Origin of the sequence: Williamsia sp., assembly GCF_036566845.1 — a bacterium.
Lineage (GTDB): Bacteria > Actinomycetota > Actinomycetes > Mycobacteriales > Mycobacteriaceae > Williamsia.
This window is the reverse complement of sequence record NZ_DATCVM010000081.1, coordinates 25,590-50,519: the sequence shown is the minus strand read 5'-3', so window position 1 is coordinate 50,519 and position 24,930 is coordinate 25,590. Positions and strand designations below refer to the sequence as shown.

Here is a 24,930-nt window from a genome sequence, read left to right as displayed (position 1 = left end):
ATGACAACCACACAGGAACAGCCCACCGGTGTGGCCGGCCATCAGATCGCGCTGGCATTCGAAGACGGTGTCACCCGCTTCATCACCTGCCGGGAAGATCAGACGGTGGCCGACGCCTCGTACCGCCAACGCATCAACATTCCGCTGGACTGCCGCGACGGCGCCTGCGGCACGTGCAAGGCCTTGTGCGAATCCGGTGAATACGACGGCGGAACCTACATCGAGGACGCCCTGTCGCAGGACGAGGCCGCTTCCGGGTACGCATTGCCGTGCAGCATGAAGCCCCGGTCCGACCTGGTGCTGCAGATCGCCGCCACCTCTGCGATCGCCAAGACCCAGGCGGCCACCTTCGAGTCGCACATTGTTGAACTGGAACGTCTTTCACCGACCACTGTGCGATTCGGCGTGGAAGTGCCCAACCGATCCGAGCTGGCGTTCCTACCCGGGCAATACGTCAACATCTCGGTGCCCGACACCGATGCGACACGGAGCTACTCGTTCAGCAACAACCCGGACGACGAGCGGTTGAGCTTCCTGGTCAAACTCACCCCCGGTGGTGCGATGTCGGACTACTTGACCGACCGCGCCCAAGTGGGCGATACGGTCACGTTCACCGGACCACACGGATCGTTCTTCCTCCGTGAGAGCGAACGGCCGATCCTGTTGCTGGCCGGAGGAACCGGATTGGCGCCGATCCTGTCGATGCTGCGCACACTCGCCTCCACCGGAACCACCAGAAGCGTCCACCTGATCTACGGGGTCAGCTCCGACGACGACATCGTGGAGACCTCTGCACTCGACGAACTCTCCGGTGCGCTGGATCAATTCACCTGGGATCACTGCGTCTCCGATCCGGCAAGCGAGGCGGCCAACAAGGGTTACGTGACCGGCCTCATCGGTCCGCAGCACTTGCACGACGGTGATGTGGCGCTGTACCTCTGCGGTCCACCCCCGATGGTCGAGTCGGTACGCAAGCACGTCAAGGACGCCGGCATCGACCCGACCGGCTTCTACTACGAGAAGTTCGCACTCGCCTCGACGTCCACGGTGGCGCCGACCGAAACAGAGTCTCCCGCAGAAGAATCAATCGTCGACGACGAGGTGGTCTTCGCCCCGGACGCCCGGACGATCGCCGCGCAGACGATGTTGCCATCGGCCCGGATCACACCGTGGACGGGTCCGGTGACCGTCACCGACGAGGGCGATATACCCCGCCGGATCGCCGGGCAGAACCTGTTCCCCGCCGACGTGACCATCGCGCCGACCCTCGAACATCCCGGGAGCGTCGCCGAGAAATCCGAGACATCGACGCCCACCGCCCCGACACCGCAACCGGTTTCGGAGTCACCGAGCACCGTCACGGTCGGCACCGGCGGCTACCAGATCGGCGAAGATCATCCCGACGTCCACGAATCGGACGCGATCTTCGCGGCCCGCTGCGCCCTCGAACTCGGTGCCCTCGAAGTGACATTGGGGCGCTTGAACACTCGGCAACTGGCCGGCTACCGACTGCTCGCCGAGTCCACCGTTCCCTACGTGTCCGGCGACCACTTCGTCGATGCGGTCGAAACCGGTGACCGCGAGACCGCCCGGTCACTGATCGTCGCCCACGCCGACCGATCCAAGCAGACGATGCGGCGGGCGATGGCCGACCGCCGGGCGGCGCGGGCCCCTCGGTTCGTGACCCCCGGCCGGTTCGCCGGACAGGTTGTCGTGGTCACCGGAGCCGCCCAGGGCATCGGCGAACAAGCGGCGCGTCGCATCAGTGCCGAGGACGGTCTGGTTGTGCTCGTCGACCGGTCCGAACTCGTGAAGGAGGTCGCCGACGACCTCACCGCCGGTGGCGCCAACGCCCTTGCCGTCACCGCTGATCTGGAGACCTGGGAGGGCGCCGAGTCCGTTGTCCACCAGGCACTGTCAGCGTTCGGACAGGTGGATGTCCTGATCAACAATGTCGGTGGCGCAATCAATTTCAAGCCGTTTGTCGAGTTCACCGACACTGAGATCCGCGCCGAGCTCGACCGATCGCTGCTGACCACCCTCTACTCCTGCCGGGCGGCGTTGCCGTCGATGGTGGACCGAGGTCGCGGCGTGATCGTCAACGTGTCCTCCGCTGCCACCCGTGGTATCAACCGCATCCCCTACTCCGCGGCGAAGGGCGGGATCAACGCGATCACGGCGTCGCTCGCGATGGAGTACGCCGACGCCGGAATCCGCGTGGTCGCGACCGCGCCCGGTGGCACCGAGGCACCACCGCGCCGCATCTCACGCGGTACACCGGAACCGGCGGACGACACCCAACGCGCCTGGCTACAAGCTCATGTCGACCAGACGATCGAGTCGTCGCTGATGAAGCGGTACGGCACGCTCGACGAACAGGCCGCAGCCATCTGCTTCCTGGCATCGGACGAGGCGTCGTACATCACCGGGACCGTATTGCCCGTCGCCGGCGGCGACGGCGGGTGAGGACGGATGGGAACTCGCGCCCACATCCGGCCAATCCCACCGGTCACCGCCGGAGCCGGTCATAGGATGGATCGATGAGGCCAACGGCGGTCTGTGTCGGGCGCGACCGTGAACTCGGGATGCTCGCTGCACAACTCGCCGCGACCACGGCCGATGGCGCGCAGATCGTCGCGGTACGGGGCGACGAGGGTATCGGGAAGACGACCCTGGCTACGGCCCTCGCCGACAATCAGGCCGGCTCGGCGTGGACGGCGAGAACGGCGTCGTGGGAATCCGCGAGTCCCGGTGCCGTGCTTCATCAACTCTTCCAACAGGATCTGCCGGACAACCCGCTCGACGCCGCTGCCCACATCGCCAGGTCCGTCTCGACCGCAGCCGATTCCTCCGGGCCACAGCTGCTGATCATCGACGACGCCGAGCAATCCGACGCACTCTCGTTGCAGGCCTTGACAACTGCGGTCCGCCATCATCGCGACATTCCGATGCTCGTGGTACTGACCGTCACCGACCCGGTGTCTCCGGTGTCCGACCTCGCCTCCCAGGTCATGACGCTCACCGGCCTCGACACCACCGCCGTGGAGGAACTCGCACGCGGCCGGGGCGTGGTGATCCACCCGGCGATGACGCCGGTCCTGACCGAGCACACCGGCGGCAACCCCAGATACGTCTCGGCGCTGCTCGACGAGGTCCCCGCACGGATCTGGACCCGGCCCGGCGCGGCATTGCCCGCACCGTCGCAGGTGGTGTCGCATACCCGCGATCGGCTCGACCGATGCGGCCGGCAGGGCCGATCGCTGATCGAGGCGCTGGCCGTCCTCGGAGACTCCGGATCCTTCACCGAGGCTGTGACGCTTGCGGATTCGACGTCGACGTTGGACGCCATCGACGAGGGCAAGGCCGCCGGGCTGTTGGTCGACGGACCCGACCCCTGGCATTCCTACAACGCCGCGCTCCTCGATCGGATCACCAGGGTCGCGATCCTGGAGATCATGGGCGCCGCCGCGGCCGGGCGCGCACACCTCCGTGCCGCCGAGGTCGTCGACGACCCGGTCCGGAGCCTGATCCACCGGGTGAGCGCCACCGCCACCCCCGATCCGGATCTGGCCGACGAGGCCGATGCGCTGGCGCGCGAGCGAGGCACCGCCGGTGCCTGGGCGGAAGCCGCGGGACTCTTCCGGGAGGCCAGTCGACTCTCCACCGAGAAGGCGCTGCGCGACGACCGGCTGATCCGAACCGCGGATTCCCTGGTGGCAGCAGGAGATACCGCAGCTGCCCTGTCGCTCGTCCCCGATCTCGAAGCACTGCCGGAGACGGCACTACGCGATGCGGTGCTCGCCTACCTCGCGATCGTTCGGGGCCGCGCCACCGAGGCCGAGATCCGGATGCAGCGCGCCTGGGATGTCGTCGACAGCGCCGACGACCCCGAGACGGCGGCACTCATTGCGCAGCGGCACGTCCTGCATTCGCTCAGTCGCTGCCGAGGCAGCGAGATCGTCGAGTGGGCGGATCGCGCATTGGCCCTGGCGCAGCACGACTCCCCCGCCGCGATCGAGGCAGAAGCGATCCGGGGCCTGGGACTGGCTTCGTCCGGACAGCCCGAACTCGCCGACGATGCCTACCGCGACCTCGAGAACCGTGTCCACCCTGGTGTTCAGGCCCAGCGTTTCAGTCTCGGACGGGGCTGGCTTCAGCTCGCCCACGACGACGTCGACGGCGCCCGGACCAATCTCGAAACCGCGGTGGCGACAGCCCATCTGGGCGGCGCGGCCCGAATCTCGCTGTGGGCCTACGGCTGGCTGGCCCGGCTGCAGTTCCTCACCGGGGACTGGGATCAGGCCCTGCGTTCGGTCTCCGACGGTCGGCTGCTGGCAGATTCCAGCGAGGTTGTGTTGGCCACACCGCTTCTGGAGTGGACGGCCGCTCAGATCCATGTGCTGCGGGGCTCCTGGGACGAGGCCCATCAGGCTCTTCGCGCCGCTGAAACCGTCACGCAGGACTACGAGATCATGCGGGCCCCAGCCCTGATCGCCCGCGCCCAGATCGCGGAGGCAGGTGCCGACTACGGCGGCGTGATCCGCGCGCTCGATCCGGTCCGTGCCATGGCACCGGGCACCGCACTGGACCAACCCGGGTTCTGGCCGTGGGCCGATGTTCTCGCCAACGCACTGGTGGTCGACGGGCAACTGGCCGCAGCCGAATCCCTGCTTGACACACAGGAAGCACTTGCCCGCCAGGCCGATCACCGATCGACGCAGGCCCGCCTGGGATACGCCCGGGGACGGCTGCTCGGCACAACCGGAGATCTGCCCGGGGCACGGCGGGCCTTCGAGACCTCACTCGAATTACTCGACGGCCTGCCACTGCGATACGACCGGGCCCGTGTCAATTTCGCCTACGGCCAGACCTTGCGCCGAGCCGGGAAGCGACGGTCGGCCGACCCGTTGTTGTCCGCGGCGCGCGACATCTTCGCCTCGCTCGGCGCCACGACATACGTGCAGCGCAGCGAACGCGAAATGCGGGCCGGCGGCGTGAACGCGACGCTCGCCCGTAGCGACGTCGAATTGACACCACAGGAAGAGGCCGTCACCCGGCTTGTCGCCCAAGGGCTTTCGAACAAGGAAGTGGCTGCAGAACTCTACGTCTCACCCAAAACAGTGCAGTACCACCTCACCCGCATCTACTCGAAACTCGGTGTGCGGTCCCGCGTCGACCTGGCCAATCGGTACCACTAGCCGCACCGCCGGGCCAGATGCAGTAGCGATCACCGCCGAGCGTGCCGATCCAACCGCCGACCGTGCCGAAATCACCGCCGACCGTGCCGAAAATCCTGGTGCGCAATCACTTTCTGCACTCTCAACGGCAACGACGGCACGCTCCGCGGTGCGGCTCCCTTCAGCGGGGCCGATTGCCCAGATCCGCGCTGAGCTCGTCCGCGACCTCGACCAGGAAGTCGGCCGTCTGAGCCGCAAAGGCTTCCGGCGTCGAACGCGCCGACGACGTCGAACAGGCCAGAGCACCCACTACGGTGCCGGCCGCGTCACGCACCGGCGCCGCCAGCGAGATCAACCCGACCTCGAGCTCCTGCTCGGTCAACGCATACCCCCGCGTCCGGACGTTCTCGAGTTCCCGTTCGAGGTCGGAGGCCGACGAGACCGTCGACTCCGTCAAGCGCTGACCGAAATCGATCTGCTCGATCAGCGACTGCACGGCGGTCGACGACGCCCAGGCCAGCAGCACCCGGCCCATCGACGTGGCATACGCCGGGATCCGGGTCCCCACCGACACATTGATGCTCATGATCCGGCGGACCGGGACGCGCGCCGCGTACACCACGTCTGTTCCGTCGAGAACACCCAACGACGCCGATTCATGTGTCGTCTCCGCGACTCGCAGCAGGTGGGGCATCGCGGTGTCGGCCAGCGAGTGAGATGCGGTGTAATGCTGGCCGATGCTCAGTACGCGAGGGGTCAGCGACCATTTTCCCGCGGAACCGGTGACGTAGCCCAGACGCTGCAGCGTCAGCAGGATTCTGCGCACGGAAGGCCGCGAAAGGTCCGTGGCGGTGGCTAATTCGGCCAGCGTCGGATTCGGTCGATCGGCATCGAAGGCCAGGAGCACCGCGAATCCACGCTCGATGCTCTGGATGTAGTCCCGATCCCTGTCTTCGCCGACCTCGGACACCTACCCGCCCCCCCTTCTGTTGTCGCCGAATCCACCGTACGCAGTGCGGACAGCCCTACGACCGTCAGGTGGTGCGTTCGAAGACAGCGGCCAGTCCCTGACCGCCGCCGATGCACATAGTCTCCAGTCCGTAGCGACCCTCACGACGCTCGAGTTCACGCAACAAGGTGGCCAGGATCCGTGCCCCGGTGGCTCCGACCGGATGTCCGAGCGAGATCCCGGATCCGTACGGATTGAGCCGCTCGTCGCCGGCGTCGAGCTTCCAGGCCTGCAGGACGGCCAGCACCTGGGCTGCGAAGGCCTCGTTGAGTTCGATCACGTTCATCTGTTCCAATGTCAGGTCGAGCCGAGCGAGAACCTTCGCCACGGCGCCCACCGGACCGAAGCCCATCCGCGACGGCTCCAGCCCACTGACGCCCCAACCGGCCAGCCGGGCCAGCGGTCGCAACCCCAGCTCGGCGGCCCGCTCGGGCGTGGTCACGATGCATGCCGCGGCACCGTCGTTCTGACCGCTGGCGTTACCCGCCGTCACTGTCGATTCGGGATCGACCTTCACGCGGATCGGACGCAGGGCGGCCAGCGATTCGACCGTGGTGTCGGCGCGAGGATGCTCGTCGGTGTCGATCACCACAGCCGGCCCACGACGCACGGGCACGCTCACCGGGACGATCTCCTCTGCGAACACTCCACTATTTTGTGCCGCAACAGCTTTCCGATGTGACTCGGCAGCCAGCGCATCCTGGTCCGTGCGGCTGATCCCGAACTCCGCCCGGAGATTCTCGGCCGTCTCGATCATCCCACCCTGCACGGGATAGTTGATACCGCCGGCGGTGACCCTGGCCCGGGCGAGTCGGTCCGACAACTCCACACCGGGTCCCTTGACACCCCACCGGATCGAATCCGTATAGAACTCGGCCTGACTCATCGATTCGACACCACCGGCGATCACCAGGTCACTGGCGCCCGTGGCAACCTGCATACACGCCTGCAGCACCGCTTGAAGCCCCGACCCACAACGACGATCGACCTGCATGCCCGGCACCGCGATGCCCAACCCGGCATCGAGCGCGGCAACGCGGCCGATCGCGGGTGCTTCGCCATTTGGTGTGGCCTGACCGAGGATCACATCGTCGACCTGATCCGGGAAGATCCCCGTCCGGCTCAACAGTTCTGTGATGACGGTGGCCGCAAGCGACTGTGGTGCAACGTCTTTGAACTGTCCACCGAAGCGACCAACCGGGGTACGCAGAGGTTCACAGATGACGGCGTCGGGCATGATGATCCTCCTGGTTGGTCGATCAGAGCGCAGATGAGGCGCGGGTCAGGTCAGCGGTCATCGCCGACGCGGCTTTCAGTAGTTCGGGCAGTAGATCGCCGCGCACGGCATCAAGGCTGTACCGCGCCGACTGGGTGGAGATGTTGACCGCTGCGATCACCGAGCCGTCCCGCCCGTGTACCGGAGCGGCCAGCGAGCGAAGACCCGCTTCGAGTTCCTCGTCGACGATGCAATATCCGTCACGGCGGGCCCGCTCGATTTCCTCCCGGAGTTCGGCGGTTGTGAGTTTGGTGCGTTCGGTCAACGCCACCGGCGATACCCGCTCGAGGTTGTCGTCGAGGTCTGCCGGCGCCAGATCGGCGAGCAGGATGCGTCCCATCGACGTCGCATATGCCGGGAATCGGGTGCCGATCGTGATGGACACCGCCATGATCCGTCTCACCGGGACACGGGCGACGTAGACGATGTCGGTGCCGTCGAGGATCGAGACCGATGCCGATTCGTGCACCGTCGCGGTCAGTGCCTCGAGGTGCGGTCCCGCGATCTCCGGCAGCGACAGACTCGAGAGGTAGCTGTATCCGAGGTCCAGAACCCGCGGGGTGAGCCAGAATCGGGTTCCGTCGGACCGCACGTACCCGAGGTCGACAAGCGTGAGCAGGAATCGCCGCGCGGCCGGCCGGGACAAGCCGGTGGACGCCGCGATCTCGCTGACGCTCTGGCGCGGACGTTCGGCGTCGAAGGCCCGGATCACCGCCAGCCCGCGGGCGAGTGACTGGACGTGGTCGCCGGCGCCGGCGGTCATGGCTGCAGGATGTGATCGCGCAGGAGCGTCGACACCGCGGCGGGCTGCTCCAGATTCACCAGATGTGCACCCGGTTCCAGGATTTCGAGACGCGAGCCGCCTATTCCGTCGGCCAGAATCTGCAATGTCGCCGGCGGGGTCGACGGATCCTGGGCACCGGCGATCGCCAGCGTGGGTGCGGTGATCGCGGCGAGGTGCTCACGCGAATCCCAGTGCGCCAACGCTTCACAGCAGGCCGCGTAACCCTCGTCGTCGGTACCGGTCACCATGTCGAGGGCCGCGTGCACCAGCAGGGTGTCGCGCCCGGCGAGGTCCATGGTGAACCAGCGCGCGACAACCGCATCGGCGATGGCCGCGGTCCCCTGTTCCCGCACCGTTGCCGCCCGATCGAACCAGCCGTCGGGCTCACCGAACTTGGCGGCGGTGCACAGCAACGCCACGGTGGTGATCCGGGCGGGGTACGAGATCGCGAGCTGCTGCGCCACCGCACCGCCGAGCGAGAGCCCCACGACGTGAAAAGTGTTGACCCCTAACGAGTTCAGCGTGGCGATCACGTCGTCGGCCAGTTCGGCCACGCTGTACGGACCCGGTGGCCTCGGCGATGTGCCGTGCCCACGCAGATCCAGGGCGACGACCCGGAAGCCGTCGTCCGACAACGCCTGACGCTGCGGATCCCACATCGCGCTGGTCGAACCGAGTGATCCGAGGAGTACTACGGTCTGCGCGGAAGTGTCGGCACCGCTCACCACGTGACCTAGCTGGACAGACATCGCCACCCTTTCCTTTGTACGCTGGTCGTACACTTGTACTATAAGCGTACAGCCGTTACGGTGTCCACATGCTCGACAAAGTCATCAGCACCGCATCCCAGGCCGTCAGCGACATCCCCGACGGCGCGTCCCTCGCCGTCGGCGGCTTCGGTCTCGTGGGCGTTCCCGAGATACTCATCAAGGCGCTGCTCGAACAGGGCGCCACCGACCTCGAGACGGTCAGCAACAACTGCGGCACCAACGGCTTCGGGCTCGGTCTGCTGCTCAACGAGCACCGCATCCGGCGGACGATCTCGTCCTACGTCGGATCCAACGAGGAGTTCGCGCGGCAATACCTGTCCGGCGAACTCGAGGTCGAACTGACGCCGCAGGGCACGCTCGCCGAACGCCTCCGCGCCGGCGGTGCGGGCATCTCCGCGTTCTTCACACCGGCAGGGGTCGGCACCCCGGTCGCCGACGGCGGCCTGCCGCTGCGCTACGACGGTTCGGGTGGTGTGCTGCTGGCCAGCCCGCCGAAGGAAACGCGAGAGTTCGACGGCGAAACCTACGTGCTCGAGCGCGGCATCGTGACCGACTACGCACTGGTGCACGCCTGGAGGGGCGATCGGCACGGCAACCTGGTCTTCCGCCGCAGCGCACGCAATTTCAATCCCCCGGCAGCGACCGCCGGACGCATCACCATCGCCCAGGTCGAAGAGCTGGTCGAGCCCGGCGACATCGATCCCGATCAGGTGCACGTCCCGGGCATCCACGTGCAACGCGTCGTCCACGTCGGCAAGGTCGAGGTCGGCATCGAGAACAGGACGGTACGAGCATGAGCTGGACACGCGAACAGATGGCCACCCGGGTGGCCGCCGAACTCTCCGACGGCCAGTACGTCAACCTCGGAATCGGCATGCCCACCCTGGTCCCGAGCTTCCTCCCGCCGGACATCTCCGTCGAATTGCATTCGGAGAACGGGGTACTCGGAGTCGGTCCGTATCCGACCGAAGAAGAAGTCGACCCAGAACTGATCAACGCCGGCAAAGAGACGATCACCGTCAACCCCGGCGCGTCCTACTTCGACTCCGCCGCGTCGTTCGGGATGATCCGCGGCGGCCATGTCGACGTGGCGGTCCTGGGCGCGATGCAGGTCAGTGCCGGCGGCGACCTGGCGAACTGGATGGTCCCCGGCCAGATGGTCAAGGGCATGGGCGGCGCGATGGATCTGGTCCACGGAGCCCGCAAAGTCATCGTGATGATGGACCACGTCACCCGCAAAGGTGCCCCGAAAATCCTCGACACCTGCGAGCTGCCCCTCACCGGAAAAGCCTGCGTCCAAAGGATCATCACCGATCTCGCAGTTCTGGACATCACCCCCGAGGGAGTCCGTCTGGTCGAACTCGCACCCGGGGTCACCCTCGACGAGGTCCGGGCCAAAACCGCCACGACCATCCTCATCGACACCCCCGTCCCCGCCTGACCCTCCCCTCCCCCACAAACCCACCTCTTCCAGCCATTTCCACCTGTTGCAACAGGTGGAAATGGCTGGAGGAGGTGGGTTTGTTCTGTCCACAGGACCTCGCCCCATTCACAGGTGCTGGACCCAGCCGGCTCGCACGGAGGTCCTCAGCAGTGCAGAACCGCGATGATCTGCGCATGGACTTCACACCCAGCCCAGACGGGCTGATTCGCCGCAGCGCCCAGGTCCACGAGGGCGTCCGCGGTGACCCCGAAATCCGCCGGGCGCATCGACGTGGGTCGCTGGTCCGGGTCACGCGGGGTGTCTACCGGTCCGCGTTGCCCGGGGCCGACGCCGAAGAACAGTCGCTCGACGAGAAGTACCGCCAGCTCGTCATCGCGGTCGCGGGACGATCGAAAGAGCGAGTCGTCAGCCACCACTCAGCGGCTGTCATGCACGGCCTGAACATGCTTGCACCCGAGCGTGACCGGGTCCATTTCTACGTTCGCGCCGGCGGCCGCAAAGACCGGAAGGTGCATCTGCACGAAGGGCCGTTGACGCGGTCAGACGTCACGGTCATCGACGGTGTCCTACTGACCAAGCTTGCCCAGACGGCCTGCGATGTTGCCCGGACCGGTTCATTCACGCAGGCCGTGGCGGTCCTCGATCATGCGCTGCGCCTCGGCGTCGAGCGCGACGAACTCCGGTCCATCGCCGATCGATCGGCCAAGGCAACCGGGATCGCAACGCTGCGTCGAGCCATCGATAGTGCTGACCGCGACTCCGAGTCGGTCGGTGAATCCTTGAGTCGCGCATTGATGATCGAGTGGTGCGATATACCGGTCCCGGCACTGCAGACCGAATATCGTGAGGTCGACGGAAGGCTCATCGCCCGTGTCGACTTCGACTGGAGCGGCAAGGTGGTCGGCGAATTCGACGGTCGCGTCAAGTACGAAAAGTACAGGCGCCCAGGTGAATCGGTATCGGACGCGGTGATCCGCGAGAAACGCCGCGAAGATCGACTACGCGAGGAGGGACTGTTGGTCATCCGGTGGGTATGGGACGATCTGCGGGCTCCCGAGCAGTTGAGGGCCCGTATCCGCAAAGTCCTCGCGATCGCCGGCGTGATCTGACACAAATCCACCCGCTGCGGTCAATGCCACCTGTTGCAACAGGTGGAAATGACTGGAACGGGTGGGTTTGCGGGGTGCGGGGTGAACTATTTGATCGACGACGGGTGCTTCGCCAGCGGCATGACGTCGATGGTCATGTACGGAAACAGCGGAAGGTTCCACAGCAGATCGTGGAGTTCGTCCGGTGACTCGACGTCAAAGATGCTGACGTTGCTGTATTTTCCGGCGATCCGCCAGATATGGACCCACTTCCCCTGTCGCTGCAGATCTTGTGAGTACGCCTTCTCTTTGGCGAGTGTCTGTGCCCGGGCCTCGGGATCGAGGTCGCGGGGGATGTCGACGTCCATGCGGACATGGAAGAGTGCCATTGCAGCCTTGCCTTTCAGATCGCCGGCGTCAGTCCCGGGTCAGTTTGTCGACCATGCCCATATCGAGTTCGACGCCGAGTCCCGGACCTTCCGGCAACCGGACCTTGCCCTCGCCGTAACGCAGGGGCTCCTGCAGGATATCGACCGCAAACAGCAGCGGCCCGAACAGTTCGGTCCCGAAGTTGATACCCGGCTCACTGCACGCAAAGTGGATCGATGCGGCGGTACCGATCGGGCCTTCGATCGAGGTCGCTCCATGGCAGGCGATGCCGGCAGCCTTTGCGATGGCGGCGATTTCCCGACTCTTGGCAAGTCCACCACACTTGGTGGTCTTGATCGCGATGACGTCGGCGGCGCCCTGCCGAACCACCTCGAGGGCGTCGTGGGGTGTGCTGACACTCTCGTCGGCCATGATCGGCACCGGCAACAGGTGGTTCAGTTCGGCGAGCACATCGATCTGTTCCCCCGGCGTCGGCTGTTCGATGAGCTCGACACCACCGTCTGCCAACCGCGGCAGATACTTCAATGCGGTGAACCGATCCCAGCGGGCGTTGACGTCGACGCGCACGCCTGCTCGTCCGCCCAATCCGTCGACGATGTCGAGGATCCGCTGGGTGTCGACGTCGGGTTCGAGGGCACCCATTTTCAGTTTGAAACTGAAATGCATTCGGCTGTCGAGCTTTTCCGCTGCCTCGTCGAGAATCTCGGCCACCGGCGCGGCGCCGAGCGCCCAAGTCACGTCGACGCTGTTGCGGAACGCCCCACCGAGCAGGGTGTGCACCGGGACATTCAGGCATCGCGCCCAGGCATCGTGCAGTGCGACCTCGACCGAAGCCTTGGCAAACCGCGCGTTCGCGACCACCCGCTCGATGTCGAGCATGATCTTGGTCAGGTCATCCACGGTGCGGCCCAACAGGATCGGGGTGATGTACCGGTCGACGATCACTTTCATCGTCTCTACCGATTCACCGCCCCACCACGGACCGCCCGGAACAACACCTTCACCGTGACCGACCACGCCGCCATCGGTCTTGATCGACACCAGCAGGATCGGCTGGGCGTCCATCGACGTGGTCGCGAACTTGTGGCTGCGAACCAGGGGGACGTCGATGATCCGGGTCAGGACCTCGACGATCTTCAGGTCAGGCACGGATCGTTACTCTCCCGCCGGGTCGAGTGTGAAGTTGTAGGTGACGTGATTCTTGCCGTCGTCCCCCTCGGTCGGCGACAAGATCAGCTCCGGCTTGGTGGCCATCGCGACGTCGCTGTCGAGCCATTCGCCGCCGTCGAAGTAGAGCTGAGTGGTGACGGGCTCTTTGCCGGTAGCGGAGACGATCAGGTGCAGATGCGCCGGCCGCCACGGATGTCCGTTCTGCGCCTCGATGAATGCGCCGGTCGGCCCATCGGTCGGAATCTGGTACGGCGCCGGCTGAATCGTGGTGATCTCGTAACGGCCTTCCGAGTCGGTGATGATCTTGCCGCGCAGATTCCACTCGGGCAGATGGTCGGCGAACTGCGAGTAGTAGCCGTCGGCATCGCCATGCCAGAGTTCGATGACGGCACTGCCGAGTCCCTTGCCGTCGAGGTCGGTGACCTGACCGCTGAACACCAGCGCCTTCTCCTTGCGATCGACATCGCGCATCGGCAGGGTGCAGACCGACGGCAGTTCAGGGGCATCCGCCACGTAGTAGGGCCCTTCGATGCTGCCCTTCGTTCCCCTACGACTGCGAGCCAGGACCTCTTCGACGGCATGCTCGATGAAGACGTCGAGGAACAGGGGCCACTCGCCGCCTTCACCCACATCGATCAGCCACTGCTTGAGCACGCGGTACTCGGGGTAGGTGACGTTGTGGTCGAGGATGACCTTGTGGAGGGCCGACAATGCGTCCTTCGCGATAGCGGCGACCCGCTCGGGCGAGGTATCTGCGCTGACGCGTTCATTCTTGAACTTGTCGGTGGCAGCAGTGCCGGAACCGACCGCGGACGGACCGTTGGATTCGGTGGTGGTCATAGGGTCTCCCTGATTGCGAAACTATGGCTGTACGCATTGCGTACTCATTGCTCGCATTGCGTACTCCTACTGTGCGTGCAGTCACACCCTCTTGTCAAGCGGCATGTCGACACACAACTCCACAAGTCCGAAATCACCCGCCGCCGAGCGTGCCAAAACAACCGTCGAGCGTGCCAAAGATGTTGGTTCAATTGCGTTTTCGGCACGGTCGACGGCGATTAGGGCACGCTCGGCGGTTGTTTCGGCACGATCGACGGTGATATGAGCACGGTCGGTGGATCAGGCTCTTCTGAGCTTCACCCCGGACATCGCGGAGATGGATCCGGTCAGGCTGATCAGCGGACCACCGGGACGCGACGGCTGACCGCACTTGTCCTTCAGACCCGACCATCCGGTCTCGTCGAGATCGGAATACCGGATCTCGTGGTCGGCACCGATGCGGATCTTGACCGTGCTCGCCGACACCTGGAGTTCCACTTCGATGGACGGGGCGAGAAACGTCGCGTTGGTGAAGTCCAGGTCGATGGTGCCCACCGAACCCGTCACCACAATGCTCGGCGGAACCTTCCATACACCTTTGCGACGGATCGTCTCCCACGTCGCATCGAGCTGCAGAGGCGCAACCGCGGCCACCGATCCGGCCTCGGGAGTGTGCGCGACCACCCCGGGAACATCAGCGAACAGACGCCCGGCGACTGGCAGGTGCTCCAGCACCGTACGTAGTTCACCCCTCGTTTTCGAGGCATAGACCACCTGCGAACGCTCCTCGAACTCAGCGATCTCGAGATATCCGTTGGAAAACGCGTCATTGAGCAGCGTGATCGCCCGTTCTCGCTCGGGATTCCCCACCCGGATGTGGTCGTCTGAGTGCTCGTCGGCCATGGCAAAGCCTAGGGGACCAGCTTCATGTCCGTTTCCCGGTGTCCACGAGTCGGCATTGAACCAGTTCCTGAAACCCGGGGGTAGGCGCACATGGGTTGTCGCATTGTGACAACGCGTTGTCACGCCTCTATCAGTGAAGGTCATCCAAAACAATGTCAGGAGCAATCCCATGCATATCACCAAGAATGAGATCCCGGTCAAGATCGACGTGCCGGGAGCGAGAGCTCGTCAGCTGCCCGATTTCGGGGTGACGACCGCCGGCGCGTTCGGTGCCGAGTATTTCAGCCTCGGAGCGGGTACCGACATAGCACCGCTTCTGCAAGGTCTGGACAGCGACGCCTGCCATTCGCCTCACTGGGGCTATCTGATCTCGGGCGAGCTGATCGTCAGCTTCACCGACGGATCCACAGAGACGTGCAGGACCGGTGACATGTACTACTGGCCGCCCGGGCATTCGGTACGGGTTGTGCAGGATTCAGAGGTCGTCATGTTCAGTCCGCAAGACGAACACGGTGCCGTGATCGATCACATGCTCACCAAGCTCGCGGGCGCAACACCCTGAACTCGACGGTGTTTCAACGAGTCACGGTCCAGCTGATCGGGGCCACGGTATCGGTTGTGTAGCTACAACAGCTTCCGGTTCGGACGGTTCGCTTCAGGTGCTTTCCCAACACCTCATCGTGGTCGGTCAGACGGTCGAGGGCGTACCGCAGCGATCTGGTGACGCTGGTCCGTGCACGCTCGGCCGCGCCCCCTGTTTCCCGTAGCCGCCCACCCAGTCCGACTGCACCGTTCAACTCGGCGAGCAGGAATTCGCGGTCGCGGAGCGCCAGATCAACCCGGGCGATGTCGTTGTTGCCCTTCGCCTCGGCGATGTCCTGGTCGACCTCGTCGAGCCGACGCCGATATGCGTACCGTGCTCGCTGGTCGATGATCGGTATCGGGTCGGCGACCTCGTGACCGCCGCACAGTTCTATCGCCCTGAACTCATGCCCGGGCCGCGACAGCAACGCGGCCAGATATTGCAAACCTCTCAGGTTGCCCAACACGATCTCGGAATCGCGGAATGTGAAGTGCCACTGATCACCGGACCACGTCATCGTCGCCGCCAGCGACGTCTGCTGTGAGCGGGTGGACCCGCCTTCGAGAAGGACTGCCGTCTCTGCTGCGCGTTTCACCGCACCGAACGACACGAACTCGGCGTGGGCGGCCCGCCAGTCCAGAAGACTTCGCGCGGAGTCGCCGGTTGCGGCGTAGGCCGACCCCAGAACAACTCGGGCAACGGCGGCCTCATAGGGCGCGTCCAGCTCGCACCATCGCACTACCGCCTCGGACGCTTCGTCAATGGCAGATGAGGCGTTGCCGGACAGCAGGTGTGCTCTGGCGGTCGCCAGAGCAGCACACGCGGCGAGACCGGGACTGGCGAATCGCTCCGCGATGTCGCGCAACCTGGCGGCAGATCGCAGGGCGGTCGCTGCGTCGCCGTTCGCGAACGCGATCTCCGACTGAGCATCGAGCAAGGGCGCCAGACGAAGGTCGCCGAACGGAGGCCGTTCCTTCCACGGCAGATCCGGCGGATTCTCCACAGCGCCCGCGATGAGCTCCGCGGCCGCCACCGGGTCATCCTGTTCCATGCGAAGCAACGCGATTCCCGGCAGCGGCGACCAGGCCCGACGGTAGGCCTGCATGTACGCGTCCTCCGCACCGGCAAGATCCCCGAGTCGGAGTCTGATGTTGCCGAGTTCTACGAGCGGCCAACCGAATTCGCGACGCATCCACGGCCGGAGTTCGTCGCAGGCCTTCAGCGCCTCGAGCTCGGCGTCGGCACCTGGCCCGCTGACCCGCAACAGTTCGGCCCGATGCACCCGGCACCGTCCATGAATGCCTCCATACGCCTGGCCGTGACGCCAGTGCTCCATGACATCGGTCCATTCGCGGGCCCGATCGTAGGCGAGCAATCCCTGGGCAGCGCAGACCAGTTCGCAGTAGAGCATTCCCGTGGTGAAATTGTCGACGGCGCCCGACATCAGTTGAAGCGCAGCGTCGTCGAGCGCGGCGAGTCCTTGCTCCACCTCACCGCCGGCGATGAGTAATCGGGCGGTCGCGACCTGTCCGAGGATGACCGCCGGCGGAACATTCAGCCGCGCACCGAGTTCCATCGATCGGAGGGCTTGTCGGTGCGCCCCGTCCGGGTCACCACACATGAAGCGCTCATACGTCCGGACCATCGCAAGTAACGCGTGCGCCGGTACCTCCCCGGCGTCCTCCAGTTCACGGTCAGCCCGCGCCACCCAGCCTCGCACCGGTGCCATCAGGCCGGTGTCGACCAGTAGATAGAGCGCGACATTCGCCGCGGCCCAGCCCGCGGCCGGATGATCACGTGCTTTCCGATGCCGGTCGTAGAGCGATTCCCACTCGGTGACAGCAACTTCGAACTCACCATTGCCGTAGTGGGCAACCGCCCTGACCTCAGCGGCCTCAGATGAATTTTCGTGCGCGAGCAGAGCCAGCGCGGCAGCCCAATCGTCGCGCGACATTGCCGCCCGTGCGTCTGCCAGAACGGTCATCGTCCCACGTCACTCATCGACCCAGTATGGCAATCAGGTGGTGTCCGATCGGGCGAACGCGCAAACGTTCGATCGATCCGCCATCCCAGGTGGCCAAAGCCGCGCAGGTGCGCCCGCTATCCGCGATACTGCACGGTGATGCCGACGAAACGATCCTGCCTTGCCTTCCTTTCGATGGTCGTGCTCACTGTCGCGGGTCTGCTGGTCGCGGTCCCTGGGACCAGCGGCGCCGCACCACCGGCCTGGCGATACACGATGGTGGCGTTCAGCAACACCAGCGACCACGACATGGATGTATACGAGTCGGGGGACGCCACTGCCTTCCAGCCAGTCCGACTGTCGGCGTTTGCGCCCCCGTCAGGGCGTGTGCGTGACGCGAGCATCTTCCGGAACACAGACGGTCTGTATTACCTGACCTACACAACAGCCGACGGAGCGAATATCGGCTTCGCGCGCAGCGGTGACCGGATCAACTGGGCGTTCCTGGGGACCTATCCGGTTCCATTCTGCTGCGCCTTCATGCCAGGCACCGGTGCTGGTACCGGCCCGGCGAGCCCACCGGGATCCTCCGGGTCGGCCGGGTTCAAGGACGGACCGTCGTTGTCGCCCTTCGTCACCAAAGCCTGGGCGCCCGAATGGTTCGTGGAAGGCGGCCGCGTCAACGTCATCCTGTCGTTGTCGACCGGTGGAGGATTCGTGCCGTATTTGATGACGGCGCTGGAACCATCGCTTCGGTTGTGGAGCCCACCTGTTCCGCTCGCCGGGATCGGCGCGGACCACATCGACACCACCGTGGTCAAGGTGGGATCGACTTACCATGCCTTCACGAAGAACGAGACGAAGAAGGTCGTCGAACATGCGGTCGCCCCGTCGGTGACGGGTCCCTATTCATTCGTGCGGTCGGGAAATTGGGGCTCGTTGCTGGAGGGCCCGGCCCTGGTGCAATTGCCGAACGGTGCCTGGCGGATATATCTCGACGCCTACACCCGGGGAAAGTACTTCTATTCCGACAGCACCGATGGACTGCGCACGTGGTCGCCCATGCAAGAGCTTCCAGGACTTTCCGGAACGGTTCGCCATTTCGGCGTCATGAGGGAACCGGCATAACAACTCCGAGACAGGAGAACGATCATGGGCGCAAGCGAGGCGACCGCGAATCCCACGCCCCTGGACAAGCAGTTCACTGCTCCCATTCAGAAAAGCCCGAACAAGGGTGGATGGACCTACGTCGTGATGCCCGGATCAGCGGAATACTTCGGCACCCGAGGCCTGGTGAAGATACGCGGAACCGTCGACGGGCACCCCATCCGCACCTCATTCATGGCGCTCGGCGACGGGACGCACAAACTTCCCGTCACAAAGGCACTACTCCGGATCCTGGGTAAATCCGTCGGCGACACCGTCACGGTCCATTTAGAAGAGCGCATCACCTGAACCGGGCGCGCACTCGACACCAGTCTCCCCCGCCGGACCCATTACCGTGGCGCTACCGGTATCAAAGTTGGGAGCAGGTGTGAATATTCGCGGACGCTGGCGCATCACCGACATGGACGAGTGGGATCTTGAGGCCATTGAACTGGAAGGACCCGGGTTCATCGACTTCGCCGACGAACAGATCGGAGGGTTCGGCTTCATCGCGGTCCGGGGTCCATCGATTGGCGCCCCGCTGACCACGATGGTCGCAGCGGCGCGGACTTCACCTGGCAGGGTGACGACGACGGACATGAGACCAGCGGTCGCGGGTGGGCGACAGTCCAAGACGACGGGACACTTGTCGGCCACGTGTTCATCCACCGAGGCATGGACTCCGGATTTCGCGCAGAACCCATGCGCTGAATCGTCGGTCCGACCCCTAGCCCTCGCGGCGGCAAAGTCGCAGGCGGTTCACTGCGGTGACTCGACCCCCTGACCGCAGATGTGACGACCACGTCAAGTCCTGGTAGTTCACGTCCAGAGGCAGTGGCCGACTTGCTATTTTGCCACTCGACTGCGACAAAAAACCCGCAGGCCAGGAATAGGTCCTGATCTGCGGGTCTTGAGTGGACCTGCGTAGAGAGTTCGAGAACCCCTGCCCGGCCTTGAAGACCGTGGCTTCTCGCAGGTCCCGTGGGACTTACAAGCGGGATCGGAGGCCGTTGGAACCGACTCTAGCGGACTCGCGGGGCCGGATGGTGCGTGCGGTTGGGATGACTCAAACCTTTCTGAGCCCAGCGCAGGTGGACGAGTTGGTGGCCATGTACCAGGCGGGTGCGACGCTTGTGGAGGTCGGTGAGCGGTTCAGCGTTCACCGCCGCACGGTGGCGGCGCATCTTGTCCGCCGGTCAGTCCCGATCGGGCGTCGCTGTTCGGGACGCGGGCGGCGAGCGAATGGACGCTGTACGTCGTCCAGGAGGATCACTCCCCATCCAGTTCTAGGAGCGATACGCCCCTTGGGGTGAGCCGGAAGCGCAGCGGCTTCTTCGTAACCTTCTCAATGATCCCGGCATCGTCTAGTCGCTGGAGTCGCGGGCGGACGAACTGACTGGATCGACCCACCGCGTCGGCCAGGGTGTTCGACTTGACCGCGCGGTTCGCATCGAAGTAGTATGCCTGGCCCAGGGTATAGAGGATCGCACCGATGTCGTCGGGATCTACAGGCGGCACCGACTCGCGGTCGAGTCCGACACTCAGCGGGAATTGCTCGTCCTCCACCAGAACGCGGAGACGTGCCCCGACCGCGTCGATCTTCTCCCGACGGTCGGCGAGGTCGAGCAGCAGCCGATGTTGCGCCTCAGCGATGATCTCGAGCATGTCGATCAGATAGGGCGTCAGATCTCCGCGGTTCAGTGAATTCTCCGCGTCAGTGAACGCTCGGTAGTAGCGATCCTTGTTGTCGGCGACGGTCGCCGACAATGCCAGGCTCGCGTAGGGAGCCAGCACTCGTCGGAGGTCCAGCGCGAGAAGGTAGCGCCCGGCCCTGCCGTTGCCGTCGTAGAACGGGTGTGCGTACTCGAAGATGAAGTGCGCGACCACGGCCCTGATCAGCTGAGGGACCGAATCGTCGCGACCCTGGCTCAGCATGAGAGTGAGCGCGTCCTCGATCGCCGACTCGGGCACCACACCGGTGTGCACGACCTTGGTTCCTGATTCGATCGACACCGGGCCTTTCCGGAACCTGAGGCCGTCGGGGGCGTCTTCGTCACGGATCTCGCCCGCGGTTACCGCGTCGTAGACGGCCCGGACGTCGTCGAGTGTCTGCGGACTTTCGGCCTCGTCGTTGCCAATGTCGAGGTAGAGCCGCACCATCTCCGTGAATCGCTTGTTGTCGATGGGTCGTTCCGCCCTGACCGCCTTGATCGCCGCGGTGATCTCCTTCCGGGTCGAGCGGACCTGTTCGATCTCGTTGGTCGCCTGGATCTCATCGATCACCATGCGATCTAGATAGTGCGTGCGCGCTCTGCCTGGCAGCCCTTCCCACTCGGCCCGAATCTTCGGCTCAAAGCTCATGATTCGTTCGATCAGTGCTGCGACTTCGGGCGTCATCAGCGCGAACATCGAGTATTCGCCGACCATCAGGCCCCAGTGGATGGCGGCAGGAGACTCTCGTCGAGCTCGTTCCTCGGCATCGGCGCCAACACGATCTCGTTGATGAAAGATCGACTTCAGCGTTCTATACGACACCTGATCTATCCCCGCATCTGTACTAATTATCCGCGTAATTCACCGCGGCTATCTTATGCAGAACCCACTCTAGAGCAAATAGCACTGCGTCACGGAGCTGTTTTCATGACCATCACTGGCTGCAATGCGGACGCAGCGGGACTCTCCGCACCGGGTCTAGGGCGTCGGTGTGCCGCGGTGGGTCCCGAGGTCCCGCGTTCTTCGTTCCAACCGTGACGGCACCCTGCGGGATTCGCAATGACAAAGGGCAGGCCAGAAAACATATCTGACCTGCCCTTTGCGAAGTGGAGCTAAGGGGACTCGAACCCCTGACCCCCACACTGCCAGTGTGGTGCGCTACCAGCTGCGCCATAGCCCCGTCTTCGGTTTTCACAAGCTTTGCGAGGCGATTTCTCCGCTCTGCTTGCTCGACCGAAATTACACCATCAGCGTCAGCCCGACCAAATCCGCTTGTCGGCGGGATCCGGTCGGGCCTCCACCGTCAGCTCTGGTCGGGTGCGATGAGCGTGGCAACCCACTCGGGTCCCTCGGTCACCGAAACCTGCTTGCCGTCTTCGAGCACGCTGGGTGTGCCCACCTGGCCCCCGAGGGCGGTGGACAACTCCGACTGCGACTGCTCCGCGAGCTTCTGCGCAGCCGCCACCTGCGCCCCATCAGCGATGCACTGCTGGGTCGCGTCACTGGCGCCGACGTCCTTGGCAAAGGCGGCCAGTGCCTGGTTGTCGTGGTCGACGTCACCCTCGTCGGGCTGCTGCTGGAAAAGAAGCGAATGGTAGGCCAGCTGGACGTTCTGATCCTCGGTGGTGGCCACACATTTCATCGCGCCGGCGGCGCGTGAACTGTAATCACCCGAACCCGAGCGTTTGTCCAGGAAGTTCAGCATGTGGTACCTGATCTGCAGCTGGCCGCTGTTGACCGCATCGGTCAGCGCATCCCCTGAGGTCGCCTCCAGGTTGCGGCAGGCCGGGCACTGGAAGTCCTCGAACATGTCGATGGTGGTGGGCGCCGATGCGCTACCCGCTGTGAAGACAGCGGTGGTGGACAGCACATTTGTGTCGGCAGTTCCCTTGTCTCTGTTGCTGTTCCAGACAATTCCACCGATCACCACAGCCGCGACCACAACCACTGCCAGTCCGGCAAGAACATAGGTTGTGACGCTCGACTGAGCGCGGGGCTGATACTTACCGCCCGACGTCTTGGGTACCGGCTGCTTCTTCTTGTTACTCACTGTGTCCTCACCGAACCGATTCACACCGACTGAAACCTCGTGCGAGATGCACGCGTCGCATACAAGGGTAACGAGATGCGCCTGAGAGCACTCTGAGCAATCGCACGACCGTCTAGGCGCTACCATCGCGAGGTGTCGCAGCACATACCCGCGGACGAGCCACCGCATCCACCCCGCTCCGGGAGCAACGAGGCCAGCCACACCCATGCCGACGTCGCCGGCGGACGCCTGCGCGCTGCGACATTCGGCGCGATGGACGGGCTGGTCACCAACATCAGCCTGGTCGCCGGCGTGGGCGCAGCCGGAGCGTCGGGCCACACGATCATCCTCAGCGGCATGTCCAGCCTCGTGGCCGGCGCGTTCTCGATGGCACTGGGCGAATACACCTCGGTCACCACGCAGAACGAACAGGTCGACGCCGAGGTGGCGGTCGAACGACGCGAACTCACCAGGCACCCCAACGCGGAACTCAACGAATTGATCGCAGAGTTCGTCGACATGGGGATGAGCGAGGAAACCGCGACCTCCGCCGCCACCGAGATCCACCGCGACACCGACCTCGCCGTGAATCTGCATCTGATCCAGGAACTCGGCGTCGATCCCCAGGATCAGCCGTCACCGATGGTCGCTGCCCTCTCGTCGTTCGCGATGTTCGCGATCGGCGCGGTGATCCCGCTGATCACTTACCTGCTCGGATTCGAGTCGCTGACCGCGGCCCTCGTGGTCGGCGGGCTCGGACTCCTGGTGGCCGGCGGCGTGGCCGCGACGTTCACCGACCGCCCGATCTGGAAGGGCGCGCTCCGGCAACTCGCCTTCGGCGTGATCGCCGCCGGCGCAACCTATCTCGTCGGCTACCTGATCGGGGTGCCGGCGTCGGGCTGACGCAGTCGGTGACTCAGCCGAGTACTCCGTCGACGAGTTCCTGAGCCTGCGCCTGCACCTGAGCCAGATGTTCTGGCCCCCTGAATGATTCGGCATAGATTTTGTACACGTCCTCGGTACCCGAAGGGCGTGCCGCAAACCAGGCGTTCTCGGTGGTGACCTTCAGACCACCGATCTTGGCCCCGTTGCCGGGCGCCTCGGTCAGGATCGCAGTGATCGTCTCACCGGCAAGTTCGGTGGCGGAGACCTGATCTGCCGACAACTTCGCCAGCACCGCCTTCTGTTCGCGTCCCGCCGGCGCATCGATACGCGCGTACGACGGCGAACCACCGTGCTGCTCCGCGAGTTCCGCGTAACGCTGTGACGGCGTCTTCCCGGTCACGGCAAGGATTTCCGACGCCAGGAGCGCCAAGATGATGCCGTCCTTGTCGGTTGTCCATACAGTTCCGTCGGTGCGCAAGAACGAGGCCCCCGCGCTTTCCTCACCACCGAAGCCGACCGAACCGTCGAGCAATCCGGGTACGAACCATTTGAATCCGACCGGTACCTCGATCAGCTTCCGGCCGATCCCGGCAACCACCCGATCGATCATCGAGGACGACACCAGCGTCTTACCCACGGCCGCGTTCGGCGACCACCCGTCGCGGTGTGTGAACAGATAGTCGATGACCACTGCCAGAAAGTGATTCGGATTCATCAGGCCGGCGTCGGGCGTCACGATGCCGTGCCGGTCGGAGTCTGCGTCGTTGCCCGTGGCGATGTCGTACTGATCGCGGGCCCCGATCAACGAGGCCATCGCATTCGGCGAACTGCAGTCCATTCGAATCTTGCCGTCGGTGTCGAGGGTCATGAACGAAAACTGTGGGTCGACAGTGGGATTGACGACGGTGAGGTTGTTGAGGGTGTGACGGGCCCCGATCTCGGCCCAGTACCCCACCGATGCCCCGCCGAGCGGATCGGCCCCGATGCGGATCCCGGCGTCCCGAATGGCCGCGATGTCGATCACCGACGCCAGGTCGTCGACGTAGCCCGCGCCATAGTCGTAGGTGCCGTAGAACTCCGACTTCGTGGCCGCCTCGAACGGGGTCCGCTTCACGCCTCCAAGTCCGCCACGCAGCAATTCGTTCGCGCGAGCAGCGACCAGCGTCGTGATGTCGGTGTCGGCGGGCCCACCATTGGGCGGGTTGTATTTGAAACCGCCGTCGCGGGGCGGGTTGTGCGATGGGGTGACGACGATGCCGTCGGCCCTGGACCCGGTCCCCCGGTTGTGGGTCAGGATCGCGTGGCTCACGGCCGGAGTCGGGGTGAATCGGTCCTTGTCATCGACGAGGACCCGAACACCGTTCGCGACGAGCACCTCGATTGCGGTTTGCCACGCAGGCAACGACAGTGCGTGGGTGTCGCGGCCGATGAACAGCGGTCCGGTGATCCCCGCACCCGACCGGTATTCGACGATGGCCTGCGTGGTCGCCACGATGTGATCTTCGTTGAATGCATTGTCCAGACTCGACCCGCGATGTCCGGACGTACCGAAAACGACTTGCTGCAAAGGATTTTCAGGGTCAGGCTTACCGGAATAGTAGGCGTCGATCACGGCCGACACATCGATCAGATCTTCCGGCAGCGCCACAGTTCCCGCACGCGGATGAGCCATTGGTCTTTCCTTCCGGTTGCTGCAGCGGTTCGGCGAACCGAATGCTGCGTCCTGGCGACTTCGACTGGACGCTCCGAATTCTGCCACCGATCGCCGCGAGCGGTGCGAC

The 24,930-nt window shown here is 64.8% G+C and carries 21 protein-coding genes and 1 tRNA gene; 9 read left to right on the top strand and 13 right to left on the bottom strand.

What is annotated here, in order from left to right; all coding sequences use genetic code 11:
- Both benC and VIQ49_RS06935 read left to right on the top strand, forming a co-directional pair.
- Nucleotides 1-2,466, top strand: a complete 2,466-nt coding sequence (gene benC, locus VIQ49_RS06940) for a benzoate 1,2-dioxygenase electron transfer component BenC (RefSeq protein WP_331882412.1) — start codon at nucleotides 1-3, stop codon at nucleotides 2,464-2,466.
- 74 nt (nucleotides 2,467-2,540) lie between these two features.
- The gene (locus VIQ49_RS06935) at nucleotides 2,541-5,198 is read left to right on the top strand and encodes a helix-turn-helix transcriptional regulator (protein WP_331882410.1); all 2,658 of its coding nucleotides are present in this window, start codon (nucleotides 2,541-2,543) and stop codon (nucleotides 5,196-5,198) included.
- A gap of 160 nt (nucleotides 5,199-5,358) precedes the next feature.
- On the opposite strand, the gene VIQ49_RS06930 is transcribed toward VIQ49_RS06935, so the two are convergent.
- From VIQ49_RS06930 to pcaD, 4 genes are all read right to left on the bottom strand, one after another.
- Nucleotides 5,359-6,147, bottom strand: coding sequence for an IclR family transcriptional regulator domain-containing protein (locus VIQ49_RS06930; RefSeq protein ID WP_331882408.1), 789 nt, complete (start codon nucleotides 6,145-6,147; stop codon nucleotides 5,359-5,361).
- A gap of 64 nt (nucleotides 6,148-6,211) precedes the next feature.
- The gene (locus tag VIQ49_RS06925; protein ID WP_331882406.1) at nucleotides 6,212-7,423 is read right to left on the bottom strand and encodes an acetyl-CoA C-acetyltransferase; all 1,212 of its coding nucleotides are present in this window, start codon (nucleotides 7,421-7,423) and stop codon (nucleotides 6,212-6,214) included.
- A 22-nt stretch (nucleotides 7,424-7,445) separates the two neighbouring features.
- Complete coding sequence (locus VIQ49_RS06920; RefSeq protein WP_331882404.1) at nucleotides 7,446-8,225, bottom strand: IclR family transcriptional regulator domain-containing protein; 780 nt, start codon at nucleotides 8,223-8,225, stop codon at nucleotides 7,446-7,448.
- Complete coding sequence (pcaD, locus tag VIQ49_RS06915) at nucleotides 8,222-8,995, bottom strand: 3-oxoadipate enol-lactonase (RefSeq protein ID WP_331882402.1); 774 nt, start codon at nucleotides 8,993-8,995, stop codon at nucleotides 8,222-8,224. Before pcaD ends, VIQ49_RS06920 begins: the two co-directional genes overlap by 4 nt.
- 68 nt (nucleotides 8,996-9,063) lie before the next feature.
- Between pcaD and VIQ49_RS06910 the strand changes: the two genes are divergently transcribed.
- From VIQ49_RS06910 to VIQ49_RS06900, 3 genes are all read left to right on the top strand, one after another.
- Nucleotides 9,064-9,813 (top strand): CoA transferase subunit A, encoded by a 750-nt coding sequence (locus tag VIQ49_RS06910; RefSeq protein WP_331882400.1) that lies wholly within the window; start codon nucleotides 9,064-9,066, stop codon nucleotides 9,811-9,813.
- Nucleotides 9,810-10,457 carry a CoA transferase subunit B gene (locus VIQ49_RS06905; RefSeq protein ID WP_331882398.1) on the top strand — a complete coding sequence of 216 codons (648 nt, stop codon included), beginning with the start codon at nucleotides 9,810-9,812 and terminating at the stop codon, nucleotides 10,455-10,457. The genes VIQ49_RS06910 and VIQ49_RS06905 overlap by 4 nt, the downstream gene beginning before the upstream one ends.
- Nucleotides 10,458-10,609: 152 nt before the next feature.
- Nucleotides 10,610-11,569 carry a hypothetical protein gene (locus VIQ49_RS06900; protein ID WP_331882396.1) on the top strand — a complete coding sequence of 320 codons (960 nt, stop codon included), beginning with the start codon at nucleotides 10,610-10,612 and terminating at the stop codon, nucleotides 11,567-11,569.
- A gap of 86 nt (nucleotides 11,570-11,655) precedes the next feature.
- Here VIQ49_RS06900 and catC read toward each other — a convergent pair whose 3' ends face one another.
- From catC to VIQ49_RS06880, 4 genes are all read right to left on the bottom strand, one after another.
- Complete coding sequence (catC, locus tag VIQ49_RS06895; RefSeq protein WP_331882394.1) at nucleotides 11,656-11,937, bottom strand: muconolactone Delta-isomerase; 282 nt, start codon at nucleotides 11,935-11,937, stop codon at nucleotides 11,656-11,658.
- A gap of 28 nt (nucleotides 11,938-11,965) precedes the next feature.
- Nucleotides 11,966-13,087: a muconate/chloromuconate family cycloisomerase gene (locus VIQ49_RS06890; protein WP_331882392.1), complete on the bottom strand. Its 1,122-nt coding sequence runs from the start codon at nucleotides 13,085-13,087 to the stop codon at nucleotides 11,966-11,968.
- 6 nt (nucleotides 13,088-13,093) lie between these two features.
- Nucleotides 13,094-13,948, bottom strand: a complete 855-nt coding sequence (gene catA, locus VIQ49_RS06885) for a catechol 1,2-dioxygenase (RefSeq protein WP_331882389.1) — start codon at nucleotides 13,946-13,948, stop codon at nucleotides 13,094-13,096.
- A 279-nt stretch (nucleotides 13,949-14,227) separates the two neighbouring features.
- The gene (locus VIQ49_RS06880; RefSeq protein WP_331882387.1) at nucleotides 14,228-14,830 is read right to left on the bottom strand and encodes a DUF1707 domain-containing protein; all 603 of its coding nucleotides are present in this window, start codon (nucleotides 14,828-14,830) and stop codon (nucleotides 14,228-14,230) included.
- 169 nt (nucleotides 14,831-14,999) lie between these two features.
- Here VIQ49_RS06880 and VIQ49_RS06875 point away from each other — a divergent pair, with 169 nt between their 5' ends.
- Nucleotides 15,000-15,392, top strand: a complete 393-nt coding sequence (locus tag VIQ49_RS06875; protein ID WP_331882385.1) for a cupin domain-containing protein — start codon at nucleotides 15,000-15,002, stop codon at nucleotides 15,390-15,392.
- A 13-nt stretch (nucleotides 15,393-15,405) separates the two neighbouring features.
- Here the strand turns inward: VIQ49_RS06875 and VIQ49_RS06870 are convergent, their stop codons facing one another.
- On the bottom strand, nucleotides 15,406-17,397 hold the full coding sequence (locus tag VIQ49_RS06870; RefSeq protein ID WP_331882383.1) for a hypothetical protein: 1,992 nt from the start codon (nucleotides 17,395-17,397) through the stop codon (nucleotides 15,406-15,408).
- Between the two features lie 138 nt (nucleotides 17,398-17,535).
- On the opposite strand from VIQ49_RS06870, the gene VIQ49_RS06865 reads away from it, so the two are divergent.
- Both VIQ49_RS06865 and VIQ49_RS06860 read left to right on the top strand, forming a co-directional pair.
- The gene (locus tag VIQ49_RS06865; protein ID WP_331882381.1) at nucleotides 17,536-18,504 is read left to right on the top strand and encodes an arabinofuranosidase; all 969 of its coding nucleotides are present in this window, start codon (nucleotides 17,536-17,538) and stop codon (nucleotides 18,502-18,504) included.
- A 24-nt stretch (nucleotides 18,505-18,528) separates the two neighbouring features.
- Nucleotides 18,529-18,831, top strand: coding sequence for a DUF1905 domain-containing protein (locus VIQ49_RS06860; RefSeq protein ID WP_331882379.1), 303 nt, complete (start codon nucleotides 18,529-18,531; stop codon nucleotides 18,829-18,831).
- Between the two features lie 960 nt (nucleotides 18,832-19,791).
- On the opposite strand, the gene VIQ49_RS06855 is transcribed toward VIQ49_RS06860, so the two are convergent.
- The 3 genes from VIQ49_RS06855 to VIQ49_RS06845 form a co-directional block, all read right to left on the bottom strand.
- Nucleotides 19,792-21,057 (bottom strand): Fic family protein, encoded by a 1,266-nt coding sequence (locus tag VIQ49_RS06855; RefSeq protein WP_331882377.1) that lies wholly within the window; start codon nucleotides 21,055-21,057, stop codon nucleotides 19,792-19,794.
- A 285-nt stretch (nucleotides 21,058-21,342) separates the two neighbouring features.
- A tRNA-Ala gene (locus tag VIQ49_RS06850) sits at nucleotides 21,343-21,415 on the bottom strand.
- A 123-nt stretch (nucleotides 21,416-21,538) separates the two neighbouring features.
- Nucleotides 21,539-22,285 (bottom strand): DsbA family protein, encoded by a 747-nt coding sequence (locus VIQ49_RS06845; protein WP_331882375.1) that lies wholly within the window; start codon nucleotides 22,283-22,285, stop codon nucleotides 21,539-21,541.
- Between the two features lie 132 nt (nucleotides 22,286-22,417).
- Here VIQ49_RS06845 and VIQ49_RS06840 point away from each other — a divergent pair, with 132 nt between their 5' ends.
- On the top strand, nucleotides 22,418-23,167 hold the full coding sequence (locus VIQ49_RS06840) for a VIT1/CCC1 transporter family protein (protein WP_414731592.1): 750 nt from the start codon (nucleotides 22,418-22,420) through the stop codon (nucleotides 23,165-23,167).
- 13 nt (nucleotides 23,168-23,180) lie between these two features.
- Here VIQ49_RS06840 and pgm read toward each other — a convergent pair whose 3' ends face one another.
- Entirely contained in the window at nucleotides 23,181-24,821 is a 1,641-nt protein-coding gene (gene pgm / locus VIQ49_RS06835) for a phosphoglucomutase (alpha-D-glucose-1,6-bisphosphate-dependent) (protein ID WP_331882373.1), read from the bottom strand.
- Nucleotides 24,822-24,930: the final 109 nt, after the last annotated feature.

Coding starts and splice junctions, on each gene's coding strand:
- benC (WP_331882412.1), top strand. CDS start 1: ATGACAACCACACAGGAACAGCCCACCGGTGTGGCCGGCCATCAGATC.
- VIQ49_RS06935 (WP_331882410.1), top strand. CDS start 2,541: ATGAGGCCAACGGCGGTCTGTGTCGGGCGCGACCGTGAACTCGGGATG.
- VIQ49_RS06925 (WP_331882406.1), bottom strand. CDS start 7,423: ATGCCCGACGCCGTCATCTGTGAACCTCTGCGTACCCCGGTTGGTCGC.
- VIQ49_RS06920 (WP_331882404.1), bottom strand. CDS start 8,225: ATGACCGCCGGCGCCGGCGACCACGTCCAGTCACTCGCCCGCGGGCTG.
- pcaD (WP_331882402.1), bottom strand. CDS start 8,995: ATGTCTGTCCAGCTAGGTCACGTGGTGAGCGGTGCCGACACTTCCGCG.
- VIQ49_RS06910 (WP_331882400.1), top strand. CDS start 9,064: ATGCTCGACAAAGTCATCAGCACCGCATCCCAGGCCGTCAGCGACATC.
- VIQ49_RS06905 (WP_331882398.1), top strand. CDS start 9,810: ATGAGCTGGACACGCGAACAGATGGCCACCCGGGTGGCCGCCGAACTC.
- catC (WP_331882394.1), bottom strand. CDS start 11,937: ATGGCACTCTTCCATGTCCGCATGGACGTCGACATCCCCCGCGACCTC.
- catA (WP_331882389.1), bottom strand. CDS start 13,948: ATGACCACCACCGAATCCAACGGTCCGTCCGCGGTCGGTTCCGGCACT.
- VIQ49_RS06880 (WP_331882387.1), bottom strand. CDS start 14,830: ATGGCCGACGAGCACTCAGACGACCACATCCGGGTGGGGAATCCCGAG.
- VIQ49_RS06875 (WP_331882385.1), top strand. CDS start 15,000: ATGCATATCACCAAGAATGAGATCCCGGTCAAGATCGACGTGCCGGGA.
- VIQ49_RS06870 (WP_331882383.1), bottom strand. CDS start 17,397: ATGACCGTTCTGGCAGACGCACGGGCGGCAATGTCGCGCGACGATTGG.
- VIQ49_RS06865 (WP_331882381.1), top strand. CDS start 17,536: ATGCCGACGAAACGATCCTGCCTTGCCTTCCTTTCGATGGTCGTGCTC.
- VIQ49_RS06860 (WP_331882379.1), top strand. CDS start 18,529: ATGGGCGCAAGCGAGGCGACCGCGAATCCCACGCCCCTGGACAAGCAG.
- pgm (WP_331882373.1), bottom strand. CDS start 24,821: ATGGCTCATCCGCGTGCGGGAACTGTGGCGCTGCCGGAAGATCTGATC.